Genomic DNA, 14,053 nt, shown 5'->3' with positions numbered 1-14,053 from the left:
GGGGTGGGGCTGGCCGCGATCCAGGGAGCCCGGCTGGCCGGGGCGGCGCGGATCATCGCTGCCGACCGCAACGTTGCCCAACTTCCGGCCGCAACCGCCAGCGGCGCGACCGACACGGTCGACGCCGGTGAGGCCGACCTCGTCGGGGCGGTCCGCGACCTTACCGGCGGCACGGGCGTCGACCACGGGATCGAGGTTGTCGGCAAGCCGGCGACGATCCGCGCCGCCTTCGACGCCACCCGCCGCGGCGGAGCGGTCACGCTGGTGGGTGCCGCCGGGTTCACCGAATCGGTGACTTTGCCCGCACTGATGCTGATGGCCGACGGCAAGAAGATCCAGGGAAGCGTCTACGGCGCCAGCGACCCGGCCCGTGATATCCCGGTGCTCGCCGAGTTAGCACTGCGCGGCCGGCTCGACATCGAGGCGCTGGTGACCCGACGCATCGGCATCGACGACGTCGAGGCGGCGTTTACCGACATGGCCGCCGGGCGGGGGGCACGCAGCGTGGTCTGCTTCGGCCCGCCAAGCTGATTCGGAAGGGGCTCGCTCGGACGCCGGCCGGCGCGCAATTTCCGACTCCCCGGGAACACCCCGTGAGCGACCGCGAGCAGCGCAGCCACCGCCGCAACACGTCCGCCCAACGATATTCTGAGTGTATCGTCAATATTGAGGCATTGAGACAAAAGCCATATCGGCGTGGGACGAGGAGAAGCTGCGTGGACGATTCCGACAGGCCGGCCAACCGTCAGGAACGTCGAAAGCAGCGCACCCGAGCCGCCCTGATCAAAGCCGCACAACGATTCATCGCCGCCGGCAAGGTCAACGTCCCGGTGCAGGACATCAGCCACGCCGCCGATGTCGGCGTCGGGTCGTTCTACAACCACTTCGACAGCAAGGAAGATCTGTTTCAGGCGGCGGTCAACGAGGTGCTCGACGCTCACGGGGCGTTGTTGGACGCGATCGCAGACGCGTCCGAGGATCCCGCGGAGACCTTCGCGCGCAGCTTCCGGCTGACCGGCCGAATGTTTCGCCGGCGCCCGGAGGAGAGCGGTGTCGTGCTCTCCCACGGGCTGGAATTGATTACCTCGGACCGTGGCCTGGCGCCGCGTAGCAAGAGGGATATCGCCGCGGCCGCAGCGGCCGGCCGGTTCGACGTGGAAGACCCGGAACTGGCGATGGCGGTTGCCGCCGGCGCGCTGTTGGGACTCGGTCAACTGTTGTGCGATCAGCCCGAGCGCGACGCCGCCCAAGCCACCGACGAAGTCGCCGAGAACCTACTGCGGCTGTTCGGCATGCCCGCCGACGAGGCGCATCGGCTTTGCGTGCGGCCGTTACCCTTTCTGGACGACGGCACGAGCGCGGTGGTCTGAGCGGCAGGCGGTCGCATCCGGGAAGCGGCCCGGCACTATGCCGGCGTGCCGCTGCTTACCGGCGACGATTTCGGGGCCACGCGGTCGCAGAATTCGGTGAGCACGTCAACCGTCGCCTGGGGCGCCTCGAATGGCCAGAAGTGACCGGTGTCGAACAGGTGCACGTCGCTGCCCGGCGGCAGCATCGCCAAAAGCCCTGGCTCCCGGTAGAACTCGCGTGGCTGCAGCAGATCATGAGCGCCCTGCAGCAGCAGCACCGGAGCCGTCCAGGCCCGGATGAGCCGGGTCCGCCGATCCACCCACTCCTGCCGAAACGACGACGAGTGGAAGTAGCGGGGCACCGCGGTGGCGATCCCCGGGTGGCTGAACTCCTCGATGGTGCGAATCAGGTCTTCGCGGGCCACGGGCCGCTCGGTGAGCCAGGTATAGACGGTCGTCACGAACCGTCGGGCCTCGCGCAACATCGCCGGCGCCTCCGCCAACTGCATCAGCTGTTCCTGAGGATGCAGTCGCGGGTGCAGATGCCAAAGATGTTGCTGGCCACGACCGTATCCCCGCACCCGCGCACCCATTGCCGCGACCAGATGATCACCGACCGGGCTGCCGCGGTCATGGGTGATCAGGATGAACTCGCCGATACCGAGTTCGTCGAGGAGGGCGCCGAGCTGCGCGGCGACGCCGGCCTGCCGGTAATCGCCGCTGCGCTTGTCGGATTGGCCGTAACCCTTGAGGTCGACGGCCAGGCAGTGATAGCGCCGGCCGAGCCCTTCCAGCGCATAGTGCCACTGCCACCAGGAGTCGGGCAGCCCATGCAGGAACACCACCGTCGGGCCCGACGCGGCGCCGGATTCCACGAAGTGCCACCTGACGGTTTCGCTGTCGCCCGGTGCGTCGACGAAGCGGTGCACGGCCGTTACGGCGCCGAGGTGCTCGACGTCACCGTCGTGGTGCGCCCGGGCGGACGTGTCGGGCAACCCGGCCACGATCTCCTCGGCGGACCGAACGGCGTGCGCCAGCCCGTCGTCGAGGGTTTCCATCACGCGTTGCGGCGGTTCGGTATAGGACAAGTCAACCGGTGCTGTCATTGTGGTCGCTTTCGTGAAGACGGCGCAGGCGCGTTCGCGGGGTCAATCAGTGCCGACATCAATTGTGTTGCCGCGCTGGTGCGGTCGACTTGGTCGAACTTCGCAAGGCTTGGCAGCTGGCCGCGCAGCACGCCAGAACGACACCACGGGGATCGTTGCGCATCGTCATCTCCTCTCGCCATCGGCGCTATCGCCGTTGCCGGACAACGCAAATCGGGGTACCGCGTCACACAAGACGGACAGCCGCCGGCCGGCGCGCAGCACGGTGCGGTCGGGCCGGATAACCGCCGCCGTCACCCCACTGCGCCGTAACCAGCGGGCAAGTTCGCTGCCCGGCGGCGCGTCGACTACCACGGCTCCGTGTCGCCGAAGTCGCTCGCGTTGCCGGGTATCGGGTGACTGAATGGTGACGAGTGCGAACCGTGCGCCGAGCACGGTGTCCATCCGCTCGCCCGACGGAAGGATCGCGTTGGGGCACAACGTTCCCGCGCGTCGCCACCCGCCGAATGTCTTGTGTACCAGGGAGCTACTGTGTAATGCCGGTGTTCGGCTGTTGGTGAACAGTGACCGCACCCCCGGCACCAGATGCAGCCGGGGCACCAGGGCGCCACGAACGGCGTTGCCGACGCGACCGCCGGCTGTCATGGACCAGCCCATGGTCAGGGCCAGCCCAATCATGGTCCGCGCGTGCGGCTTTCGCTCTTGTTCGTAGGTGTCGAGAACGGTGGCGGGCAGGTTCTCGGTCAGCACGCCGGCCAGCTTCCAGGCCAGATTCGCCGCGTCGCGTATTCCGGCGCCCATGCCCTGGCCGATGAACGGCGGAGTCAGATGAGCGGCGTCGCCGAGCAGGAAGACGTTCCCCTTGCGCCAGGTGTTGGCGACGGCGGCTCGAAACGTGTATTCGGCGACCCGCACCACCGACAGCTCGTCGGCCGGTACCGCGTTGACCCACGGGGAAAGCAGCGGATACAGGCTCGACATGGTGGCGAAGTCAGCGGCGCTCTCGTTGGCCCGCAGCTGAAATTCCCAGCGGTACCGGTTTTCACCGATGCGCATGTAGGTGGCGGCCCGGTGCGGACTGCAGACCTGATGTACCCCGTCCCACTGGTTGATCGCGGCGTCGGTGGCCACGTCGACGACCAGCCATCGTTGCGCGAAACGAAGGTGACGCAGCACGGCACCGATCGAGGAGCGCACGACGCTGTTGGCGCCGTCGCACCCCAGGACGTAGCCGGTGTCGACGACGTGCTGCTCGCCGCTGACCCGATCGGTGTATTTGAGCCGCACCCGGCCGGGCTCGCGCTGGCTGACCTCGGTGACTTCGGCGTTGCCGCGAAACGCAACACAGCTGTGCTTCTTGAGGTTTGCCCGCAGCAGTTCTTCCAGCTCGGGCTGGTCGAACATGTTGGCTTGCGGGAAGCCGTGCGCGCTGTGGGCCGGATCGCGGTGAAACTGAGCCAGGGTCCGCAGATCCGGGTCGACCAGCCGCAGCCCCAGGGCCGGGCGCGAGATCGCGGCGAACTCGTCACCGATGCCCAGCCAGGTGATGATCCGCCTGATCTCGTCGTCCAGGTGTACCGCCCGCGGTTGCGGGTAGACGCTTTCCCGCCTGTCCAGCAGCAAGGAGGCTATGCCGTATTGGGCCAGCAGGGTGGCCGCGGTGACCCCGGTAGGCCCGGCGCCGACGACGACGACTGGCACAAATTCGGGCGGAGTGATCACTTGTACCGCACCACCGTGCGTTGCGTGCCGAGGTCGATCGCAGCGTCGTCGGTCCCGACGGTGGCCTCGACGACGTCGCCGTCGTGCAGGTACTTGGGATTGCCGAGTTGACGCTTGAAGAAGGCTTTCCACTTGACCGCGGGCGGCAATAGCGAACTGACGATCTGGACGGGTTTCGCGGGAGCCGACAGCGCGGTGCCGACCGGGGTGCCGGTCAGCACGAGATCTCCGGGCTGCAGATGCTGAAACCGCGCCAACCCCTGCAGGGCCTGCAGCGGCGAGTAGATCATGTCGCCGGCCACCCGCATGTCCTGGCGCAGTTCGCCGTTGACCCGCAGCCGCAGCCGCAGCTCGCCGAAGCGCCCGAGCTCGCCGGCATCCAGCAGCACCAGCGCGGGTCCGACCGGGGTGAACGTCGGATACGACTTGGCTTCGTAGAACTGTGTTTTGGGAAGCTGGATGTCGCGTGCCGACACGTCGTTGGTCACCACCAGGCCGGCGACATAGTCGGTCCAGTTGTCGGCGCTGACGGTGGCGCCGACGGGCAACTCCCGTCCGATGACCAACCCGATCTCGACCTCGTAGTCCAAGAACCGGACGTGCGCGGGCTTGACGATGTCGTCGAACGGCCCGCTGATCGAACCCGACGTCTTCCGGAAGAAGGTCAGCGGAGTCGAATTCGGGTCCATACCGGAGTCTTTGACGTGTGAGGCGAAGTTGGTCATCTGCGCCACCACCCGGCAGGGTGTCGTCACCGGCGACATCAGTCGCATGCCGTCCACCGGGACGAGCTCACCGCCGGTCGCTGCGGCGTCGATGGCCGCGCGGTCGGCCAGCAACTCGCCAGTGCTTACCGCGGCGGTATCGACTTTGCCTGCGCCGTCGGCGGTTTGCACCCACCAGGCGTCTGCGGTGCGAAGGATGGTGACGCTCATGAGTTGGCTGCTTTGATCAGGCCCATCAGGCGGCGGGAATCGAATTCGTTGTCGGCGCGCAAGCCGCGGAGCATCGATAGCGCTTCTCGCGGTAGGGATTTGAGGTCGGCACCGAGGAAGTCTCTGGTCGCGCGCGGGCCCCATTGGGCAAGGCCCGAAGCCGCGAACGGCGTCCAGCCGGGTTCGAGCGTGCAGTCGAACATGTCGCCGTCGGTGAAGTGCTCGACGAGCAGCCCTTCCGGGTCGCGCCAGTAGTCGAAGAGCTGGCTGCCCTGGATGTGGCGGCCGATTCCCCAGGACCGGCGATACCCGCAGTCGGCCAGGTATTGCCCGCCAGCGGCCAACGAATCCAGGTCGCAGACCTGATAGGCCGAATGCACATAGCGATTGGCCGGACCCAACGCGAGCGCCAGGGTGTGGTGGTCGGTGGGGGACAGGCCGCGATCGCAGCGGATGAAGCTCATGGTCGGGCCCCGCTCGCGTTGACCCGGGTAGTACAGGAAGTCACTGACGATCATGCCCAGCGTGTCGAGGTACCAGTTGAGTGTCTGCAGGTAGGTGGTGGTCTGCAGGACCAGGTGCCCGAGCCGTTGCACGGTGGCCGGTCGCCGGGGCGGCCGTTGGGTGGCGTTGATGCGCTGCACTTTGCGTCCGGTGTTGAAGGTGTGCGGCGGCTGCGACGGCAGCGGTTCCAACTGGTGGGTGCCCGCCACCACGCGGGCCGTGAGCCCGCCCGGATCGGTCAGGTCGACGGACACGCCGCCGAGCGCCTGCGGTAGTCGCTGCGGGTTGCGTCCGGTCGCGTCGGACAGTCGCAGTAGGTCGTCTTTGTCCTGGGCGGTGAATGCCGCGCCGACCAGTCGGGACCGTTGGCCGCGCCGGATGAGGATGCACGGCGATCCGGCGTCGGCCCCACGCAGCTGCAGCTCGTCGGGGGTGCGCGCGGAGACGGCGAAGCCGAACGCCGCTGCGAACGCCCCGGCGCGGTCCAGGTCGGGCTTCTCGAACTCCAGCCAGGCGATGTCGTGAACCTTGATCACCGGGTTGCGCGCGCGTCCGGGGTGCTCGCCTTCGCGAGCGCCCTGCTCGCTGTGCAAGTTGTTGTGGGCGGCCAGATCGTACGTCACCAGACATCCTCCAGAATTAGGAAACTGACGATATCTTCACTCACGAAGCTATCATCAGTCAAGAGGTTCTGAAGAAAAATTCAAAACTGTGTTGACCGCGGCGGAGCACGCCGCGGCTGACCGCCGGCCACGCTCGACGAAACCACGCGCCCGCTACCGGCTGAAACCGGCGGCTCAGGCGGCGTCGTGAAAGATCAGCCCCAACGCGTAGCGTTCCCCCGAATGCACCACTGAGATACCGTGCCGTACCGGAGCGGCCGACCACCCGCGAGCCGAGGGCACCGGGCGGTCCCGGGTGGTGAATGCGTACCCATACCCTTGCGGCAATTGCGTTGCGGTGCCCCGGGATTGGGCTCGGTACCGCTGCTCGACCAGGAGGAACTCGCCGCCGGTGTAATCGGTGTCGGGGTCGCTGAGGTTGATCACCACCTGAAGCGGAAACACCAAGTCGCCGTAGAGGTCACGGTGCAGGGCGTTCCAATCCCCGGCGCGATATCGCAACAGCAGCGCGGTGGGCTTGGTCTGGCCGGCGGCATGGCACATCTGCAGCCATTCGTCCAAGGTGTCCGGCCAGGGGCTGTCTCGGCCCAGTTTGGCCCACCAGTCCCGGGCGGTGGTCAGCAGCCGCGGATACAAGGCGTGCTTGAGCTGCTCGAGCGGCTCCGGGTAGGGCCGTCGAAAGTAGCGGTATTCACCGGCGCCATAGCGATGGCGCTCCATGTCGACGGTCTTGCGGAACAGGTCGTCCTGGGTGTACAGCCTCCGCAGGCGCGCCGCCTCGGTGGCCGTGAGCAGCCTGGGTAGCAAAGCGCCGCCGTGGGCGCTGATCTGTGTGGCGATGGCGTCCCAGTCGCCGGAGTCGGCGCGGGTTTGCCACCGGGTCGACGACATCGATCCGCACCTCCCGTCGTCTCATGCTGCCGAGGCAGACGATAGTGAAACGATATTGAATCGCGGCGGCCGAACGCGCGCTGGCCTTGGAATATGCGCAGGAGGTACGGTGTTGGTCGCGGACGAGTTGGCCGGGCGGCCGCGGCTCGAGTTGGTTCGCAAGGATCGGCGCCGAGTCGAGGAAAGTCCGGACTTCACAGAGCAGGGTGATTGCTAACGGCAATCCGAGGTGACTCGCGGGAAAGTGCCACAGAAAACAAACCGCCATCCTCGCGGTGGTAAGGGTGAAACGGTGCGGTAAGAGCGCACCAGCATCCCGGGTGACCGGGGTGGCTAGGCAAACCCCACCCGAAGCAAGGCCAAGAAGGCCGCACGAAGGTGCGGCCGCGCAGACGATCGAGGGTTGCTCGCCCGAGTCTGCGGGTAGGCCGCTCGAGGCACCCGGTGACGGTGTGTCCAGATGGATGGTCGCCGCCGTGCCGCCGTTGGTTCAGCCGCGGCGGCAGGGAACAGAATCCGGCTTACAGGCCAACTCGCCCGCGCTCGCACCCCGCCGGGATTTGCCTCGCGCGGCTCAAGGTCGTGCTTTGCGCACCGCTTTGTCGAGTTTGCGCAGCGCCGCACCGAGCTGTGCCCGGCAGCTTTGCGCAAGATCGCTTTCCTGCTGATAGAGCAGGCCGTAGGTGAAGGTGTCCTCGCCCGCGGCATGTGCGGCTTGGGTCTGCTCCAGAAGATGTTCCCGGCTGACGACGCTGTCTTGATGATCTCCGAGCAACGTCTGGACGGCCTTCGCCTGCTGGGCCACCCCGTTGGCTCCAGTAGCCGCCGCAGTATAACGTAGTCGCTTGGCGCGCTTGCGGATTCGGTGCAGTGCCTCGTTGGGGTGGATTACTGCGGCCGCGCCTCCCTCGTCCTCGTCCGCCGCGGCGCCTGCCGCGTGGGCGGCCCGCGCCGCCTTGGCGGCCTTGGCGGCTTTCTTGACGCGGCGGTAGGCCGCGTCGATGTTCGGCGGGGTCGCCGGCTCCGGCTCGGGTCCGAAAGCGGTCACGGGGTATTCGGCCACCATCGCGTCGAGAGCGTCCAACAGGCGGAAGTATCGCTTCGAGCGCATCGCGACCAGCGACCGTCGCAATCCCGTCTGATATCGCCGACGGGCGCCCTCGACGAGGCGGTCGCGCACCGGCCCGCGCACCAGCTCCGGGTCCAGCCCGTCCAGTTCGCGTTGATAGCGCTCGGCGAGCACCTCCGCGTCACGCGCCACCCCCAAAACACCGGCGAGCTCACGCAGTTCGTCGAGAACCCACGCGCCGTCGGCCAATCCGAACGAATCCGGGGCCTCCCGCAGCAGGCTGCGGATCTTGCGGGTGGTCACCCGCATCTGGTGCACCGCGTCGTCGACGTCGGCGCGCACCGCGCGATCCCACGTCAGCAGCTCTTCCACGTGCTGGGCCACCGCCCGGTGGACCGGATCCACCGGCGTCGGCCCGCGCGCCGACCGCGACGTGCGGCCCAGCACCCGGGCCAGCTTGGAGCCGTGCCCGGCGGGGGCGGCCCCGGCGTCGAGCAATCGGTTGCTCAGCCGGTTGAGCAGCTCGTCACCGGCGGCCCCGGTCGCGTCGATGAGCTCGAGTTCCCATTCCCGCCACTGCTGTTCGGCGGGCCCGGCATCGGAGCCGTCGGCTTGTCCGGCCGACCACGCGGTGACGTGGTCATTGCAGAATTCGGCCAACGCGGTACCGTCGGCGCCGTAGAGAAACTGGCTTTCCCGCCGGGTGGTGATCCGTGCGACCGGCTCGACGGGACGGTCACGGACGATTGCCAGCACCACATCCAGTAACTCCGCCGGTACGGCGTCCCCGCCCGTGATAGGGGCATGGATCTCGGTTCGGGCGTCCGGCCCGGCCGGCAACTTCAGGTGCCAACCGGCGTCGGGGCCGCCGGTCCGCCGTCGCAGGGTGATCCGGTTGCGGGCCAGATCCTGCGCAGGGGTGTCGAAGTACACCGCGTCGAGATCCTGGGGCGGCTGCTTGTCGACCCGGGCCACGGCCGCAATGCCGTCAAACGACGGCGACACCGTCGACTCGACGACGTCGAACTTGCGCTCGACCTCCAGCTGGCGCGCTATCTTCGGCGCAGGTACGGGCATTTCGCCTCCGGTGACAGCGCGTCGCCGCGGTCGTACATCGTGGATAGGCCTCATAGAGAGTGCCACACCCGGGGTCAGCGGCCCGGCCCAGGCTCGGGTCACGGCCTACGGCATGTTGGTCGGTGGGTGTCGCCGGAACCGCTTATCGTTTGCGGTGCGGGCCACCGCTGTGGCTTGGCTGTGGGAGTCCGATCGGATCCCCTTCGGATCCCCTGACGAAGGAGTTGTCGATGTTGTTCTTGGGTTGTGCCCGGTCCCGGGTGGTCGCCGGCGGGTTGGGTGCCGGTGCGATCAGCGCCGCGATGCTGTTGGGCGGCATCGGGCCGGCCTGGGCGGATCCGGGCGACCCCGCGCCGCCACCGCCGAATTGCACGGCAGCCGACCTGGCCGGGGTGTCGGCGGGGGTGGCGGCGGCGACGTCGGCTTATCTGTTCACCCATCCAGACGTCAACGACTACTTCACCAGCCTGAAAGGTCAGCCCCGCGAGGATATCCGTGACCAGCTGCAGCAGTACATGGATGCCAACCCGGGGGTTCATGCCGACCTGCAGGGCATTCGCCAGCCGCTGACCGATTTCCGGAATCGGTGTCAGTGACGACCCAGAAGATCGTGAAGACCTAGAAGCAGTGCTCCTCGGCGGGGAAGATCCCACCGGCCACCTCGTCGGCGTATTGCCTTGCGGCGCGGCGTAATTCGCCCGCAATGTCGGCGTAGCGTTTGACGAAGCGGGCGGCTTTGCCACCGCTGAGACCGGCCATGTCCTGCCAGACCAGGACCTGGCCGTCGCAGTTGGGCCCGGCTCCGATCCCGACCGTCGGAATGGTCAGCTTGCCGGTGATCTGGGTGGCCAGCTCAGCCGGCACCATCTCCATCACCACCGCGAAAGCTCCGGCTTCGGCGACGGCGATCGCATCCGCCACGGTCTGCTCGGCGGCGTCACCGCGGCCCTGCACCCGGAACCCGCCCAAAGTGTTGACGCTTTGCGGGGTGAAGCCGATGTGGGCCATCACCGGGATGCCCGCCGCGGTCAGGCAGGCGATCTGCTCGGCCACCCGCTCGCCGCCTTCCAGCTTGACCGCGTGCGCGCCGCCTTCCTTCATGAACCGGGTGGCCGCGGCCAGCGCGGCGGTGGGTCCGGCCTCGTAGCTGCCGAATGGCAGGTCGGCGACCACCAGTGCGTGCGGGGCACCCCGCGCGACGCCGCGGACCAGCGGAATCAGCTCGTCGACCGAGATCGGCACCGTGGTGTCGTAGCCGTAGACGACGTTGGCGGCCGAATCACCGATCAGCAGCACCGGGATGCCGGCGTCGTCGAAGACCCGGGCGGTCGAGTAGTCGTAGGCCGTGAGCATGGCCCACTTGTGGCCTTCGGCCTTCCATTTCTGCAGGTGGTGGGTGCGGATCTTGGTCCGTGGCGCGGCCGGGTCGGCGGGCGTCGACGGGCCGGCGCCGTAGATATTCTGCTCAGACATCATTGTCCCTAGGTGTTGGTCGGGTCGATCCTCGTGGCCCAGCATGGGTCCCCGGGTTCGTCTGACACTCACAGTCTGCCATCTCTTCGGCGTAGATACACTGTGGGACCCCGTGAATCGGCTTACCATCGGCGGATGCAGCGGCTCAGTGGCCTCGACGCCAGCTTCTTGTACCTGGAAACCTCGTCCCAGCCGATGCACGTGTGCTCGATCATGGACTTGGATACCTCGACGATGCCGGGCGGCTACACCTTCGACCGGCTGCGCGAGGCATTGTCGCTTCGCGTCAAAGCGCTGCCGGAGTTCCGGGAGAAGCTCGCCAGCAGCCCGTTGAACCTCGACCATCCGGTCTGGGTGGACGACGACGACTTCCACATCGATCGCCATGTGCACCGCATCGGTTTGCCGTCACCGGGCGGCCGGGCAGAACTCTCGGAGATCTGCGGACATATCGCGTCGCTGCCCTTGGACCGCCGGCGACCGCTGTGGGAGATGTGGGTCGTCGAAGGCGTGGCAGGTACCGATTGCCATCACCGGGGCCGCATCGGGATCATGACCAAGGTGCACCACGCCGCCGTGGACGGCGTGACCGGCGCCAACCTGATGTCGCAGCTGTGTACCACCGAAGCCGACGCGCCCGCGCCGGATCCGGTGGACGGAGTCGGCGGCGGCACCGGCTGGCAGATTGCCGCCGGCGGCCTGGTCAGGTTTGCCGCCCGGCCGCTACAGCTGGCCAACGTGATGCCGCAGACGGTGTCCTCGGTGGTCTCCACGGTGTTGCGGGCCCGCGACGGCCTGACCATGGCACGCCCGTTCGCCGCGCCGCGTACCGTGTTCAACGCCAGCATCAGCGGCCGCCGCAACATCGCCTACGCCGAAATGGATCTCGAGGACATCAAGACGGTGAAGAACCACTTCGGCGTCAAGGTGAACGACCTGGTGATGGCGCTGGTTTCCGGGGTGCTTCGGCAATATCTCGCCGAACGCAACGCCCTGCCCGACTCGTCGCTGGTGGCGTCGGTGCCCGTATCGGTGCACGGCAAGTCCGATCGTCCCGGTCGTAACCAGGTTTCGGCGATGTTCTCCAGCCTGCACACCGAAATCGCTGACCCGGTGGAGCGTCTGCGGGCCATCGCCCAAGCGAATTCGGCTGCGAAGGGCCATAGTTCGGCCATCGGCGCGACGCTGTTGCAGGATTGGTCACAGTTCGCCGCGCCGGCCGTTTTCGGGGTGGCGATGCGTGTCTACGCCAAGACCCGGCTGACCGAGAGCCTGCCGGTGCACAACCTGGTGGTCTCCAACGTGCCGGGGCCGCAGGTTCCGTTGTACCTGCTGGGTTGCCAGGTCAAGTCGATGTACCCGCTGGGGCCGATCTTTCACGGCTCCGGTCTCAACATCACGGTCATGTCGCTCAACGGCAAGTTGGACATCGGTCTCGTCTCGTGTCCGGAACTGCTGCCGGATCTGTGGGAAATGGCCGACGAGTTTGCTATCGCCATGGAAGAACTGCTGGCGGCCGTCGGGTGATTCGTCCCACGACCGTCGTTAGCCAGCATCTTCGGCCGGCTCTGGCACCATAGGTTGCCATGTGCCTGTCTCGCCGCGAAAAGTTCGCGCGCATGTTGCTGATCTGGACCGCGATCGCCACCGTGGCGTTGGTTCTCACGGGCTGCATCCGCGTGGTCGGCGGGCGCGCTCGGATGGCCGAGCCGAAGCTGGGACAGCCGGTGCAGTGGACGCCGTGCCGCAGCTCCAATCCGGCGGTGAAGATTCCCGGTGGGGCGCTGTGCGGCAAGCTCGCCGTGCCGGTCGACTACGGCCATCCCGACGGTGACATCGCGGCCCTGGCCCTGATTCGATTCCCGGCGACGGGGGACAAGATCGGTTCGCTGGTCATCAACCCCGGTGGTCCGGGCGAATCGGGTATCGAGGCCGCGCTGGGCGTTTTCCAGTCGTTGCCGAAGCGGGTCCATGAACGGTTCGACCTCGTCGGGTTCGACCCGCGTGGCGTGGCGTCCTCGCGTCCGGCACTGTGGTGCAACTCCGACGCCGACAACGACCGGCTGCGGGCGGAGCCGCAGGTCGACTACAGCCCGGCGGGGGTGGCGCGCATTGAAGAGGAAACCAGGCAATTCGTCAGCCGCTGTGTCGCCAAGATGGGCAAGAAATTCCTGGCGAACGTCGGGACGGTCAATGTCGCCAAGGACCTGGATGCCATCCGGGCGGCACTGGGCGACGACAAACTGACCTACCTCGGCTACTCGTACGGCACCCGGATCGGCTCCGCCTACGCCGAGGCCTACCCCCAGCGGGTGCGAGCGATGATCCTCGACGGCGCGGTCGACCCCAATGCCGATCCCATCGAGGCGGATCTGCGTCAGGCCAAGGGATTTCAGGACGCCTTCAACGACTACGCCGCCGACTGCGCCAAGGACGGTAGCTGCCCATTGGGCAACGACCCGGCCAAGGCCGTCGACGTCTACCACAGCCTGGTCGACCCGCTGGTCGACCCCAACAACCTGCAGGTGAGCCGGCCGGCGCACACCAACGACCCGCGGGGACTCAGCTACAGCGACGCGATCGTGGGCACCATCATGGCGCTGTACTCGCCGAATCTGTGGAGTCACCTGACCGACGGCCTTTCGGAGCTGGCCGACCACCGCGGGGACACCCTGCTCGCGCTGGCCGACATGTACATGCGCCGCGACTCGCACGGTCATTACACCAACGCCACCGACGCGCGCGTGGCCATCAATTGCGTTGACCAGCCGCCGATTACCGACCGCGCCAAGATCATCGACGAGGACCGCCGCGCCCGCGAGCTCGCGCCGTTCATGAGCTACGGCAAGTTCACCGGCGACGCGCCACTTGGCACCTGCGCATTCTGGCCGGTGCCGCCGACCAGCAAGCCGCACGCCGTCTCGGCGCCGGGTCTGGTGCCGACGGTCGTGGTGTCCACCACCCATGATCCGGCGACGCCCTATAAAGCCGGAGTTGACCTGGCAAACCAGCTGCACGGCTCGCTGCTGACCTTCAACGGAACCCAGCACACCGTGGTCTTCCAGGGCGACAGCTGCATCGACGACTACGTCACGGCCTACCTGATCGGCGGGACAACCCCGCCGAGCGGCGCAAAATGCTGACGCCGCTAGGGGATCCGGCGACTAAGTGGTCTCACCCGGAAGTCCGTCGGGGGTTAGGTCCAGGCGGTCGGATCGCCGAGATAGAGACCGCAGGCGGTGTCGAGCGCGTCCTCGGGTGCGCCAGCGAATTGACCGGTGGACAGAACAGAATCCTGGTAACC

At 67.4% G+C, this 14,053-nt stretch carries 12 protein-coding genes and 1 other RNA gene; 6 read left to right on the top strand and 7 right to left on the bottom strand.

Annotation, left to right across the window (positions count from 1 at the left end):
• On the top strand, positions 1-531 hold a 531-nt coding region (locus tag EET03_RS16030), incomplete at its 5' end, for a zinc-binding dehydrogenase (protein ID WP_136625706.1).
• A gap of 185 nt (positions 532-716) precedes the next feature.
• Complete coding sequence (locus EET03_RS16025) at positions 717-1,370, top strand: TetR/AcrR family transcriptional regulator (RefSeq protein ID WP_075544752.1); 654 nt, start codon at positions 717-719, stop codon at positions 1,368-1,370.
• Positions 1,371-1,405: 35 nt separating this feature from the next.
• Here EET03_RS16025 and EET03_RS16020 read toward each other — a convergent pair whose 3' ends face one another.
• The 5 genes from EET03_RS16020 to EET03_RS16000 all read right to left on the bottom strand — a co-directional run bounded on the left by EET03_RS16020 (position 1,406) and on the right by EET03_RS16000 (position 7,130).
• Positions 1,406-2,455 carry an alpha/beta fold hydrolase gene (locus EET03_RS16020; protein ID WP_082274882.1) on the bottom strand — a complete coding sequence of 350 codons (1,050 nt, stop codon included), beginning with the start codon at positions 2,453-2,455 and terminating at the stop codon, positions 1,406-1,408.
• A gap of 165 nt (positions 2,456-2,620) precedes the next feature.
• Positions 2,621-4,177, bottom strand: a complete 1,557-nt coding sequence (mhpA, locus tag EET03_RS16015; protein WP_244232388.1) for a bifunctional 3-(3-hydroxy-phenyl)propionate/3-hydroxycinnamic acid hydroxylase MhpA — start codon at positions 4,175-4,177, stop codon at positions 2,621-2,623.
• Positions 4,174-5,112, bottom strand: coding sequence for a fumarylacetoacetate hydrolase family protein (locus EET03_RS16010; protein ID WP_075544754.1), 939 nt, complete (start codon positions 5,110-5,112; stop codon positions 4,174-4,176). The genes mhpA and EET03_RS16010 overlap by 4 nt, the downstream gene beginning before the upstream one ends.
• Positions 5,109-6,239 (bottom strand): VOC family protein, encoded by a 1,131-nt coding sequence (locus tag EET03_RS16005; RefSeq protein ID WP_075544755.1) that lies wholly within the window; start codon positions 6,237-6,239, stop codon positions 5,109-5,111. The genes EET03_RS16010 and EET03_RS16005 overlap by 4 nt, the downstream gene beginning before the upstream one ends.
• A gap of 174 nt (positions 6,240-6,413) precedes the next feature.
• Positions 6,414-7,130, bottom strand: a complete 717-nt coding sequence (locus EET03_RS16000; protein ID WP_075544756.1) for a 2OG-Fe(II) oxygenase — start codon at positions 7,128-7,130, stop codon at positions 6,414-6,416.
• Between the two features lie 123 nt (positions 7,131-7,253).
• Here EET03_RS16000 and rnpB point away from each other — a divergent pair.
• Positions 7,254-7,670, top strand: an RNA gene (gene rnpB, locus EET03_RS15995) — RNase P RNA component class A.
• A 34-nt stretch (positions 7,671-7,704) separates the two neighbouring features.
• Here rnpB and EET03_RS15990 read toward each other — a convergent pair.
• Complete coding sequence (locus EET03_RS15990; RefSeq protein WP_075544757.1) at positions 7,705-9,276, bottom strand: CYTH and CHAD domain-containing protein; 1,572 nt, start codon at positions 9,274-9,276, stop codon at positions 7,705-7,707.
• Between the two features lie 230 nt (positions 9,277-9,506).
• Between EET03_RS15990 and EET03_RS15985 the strand changes: the two genes are divergently transcribed.
• Entirely contained in the window at positions 9,507-9,872 is a 366-nt protein-coding gene (locus EET03_RS15985) for a heme-binding protein (RefSeq protein ID WP_063470232.1), read from the top strand.
• A 22-nt stretch (positions 9,873-9,894) separates the two neighbouring features.
• Here EET03_RS15985 and panB read toward each other — a convergent pair whose 3' ends face one another.
• The gene (panB, locus tag EET03_RS15980) at positions 9,895-10,749 is read right to left on the bottom strand and encodes a 3-methyl-2-oxobutanoate hydroxymethyltransferase (protein WP_075544762.1); all 855 of its coding nucleotides are present in this window, start codon (positions 10,747-10,749) and stop codon (positions 9,895-9,897) included.
• Positions 10,750-10,884: 135 nt separating this feature from the next.
• Between panB and EET03_RS15975 the strand changes: the two genes are divergently transcribed.
• Positions 10,885-12,276 (top strand): WS/DGAT/MGAT family O-acyltransferase, encoded by a 1,392-nt coding sequence (locus EET03_RS15975; RefSeq protein WP_075544759.1) that lies wholly within the window; start codon positions 10,885-10,887, stop codon positions 12,274-12,276.
• Positions 12,277-12,335: 59 nt separating this feature from the next.
• A complete protein-coding gene (locus tag EET03_RS15970; RefSeq protein WP_099193583.1) occupies positions 12,336-13,892 on the top strand; it encodes an alpha/beta hydrolase in 1,557 nt (518 codons plus the stop codon).
• Positions 13,893-14,053 lie beyond the last annotated feature (161 nt).

Source organism: Mycobacterium innocens (assembly GCF_900566055.1).
Taxonomy (GTDB): domain Bacteria; phylum Actinomycetota; class Actinomycetes; order Mycobacteriales; family Mycobacteriaceae; genus Mycobacterium; species Mycobacterium innocens.
The sequence above is the reverse complement of the archived record's forward strand: the minus strand, read 5'-3'. Positions and strand labels throughout refer to the sequence as shown.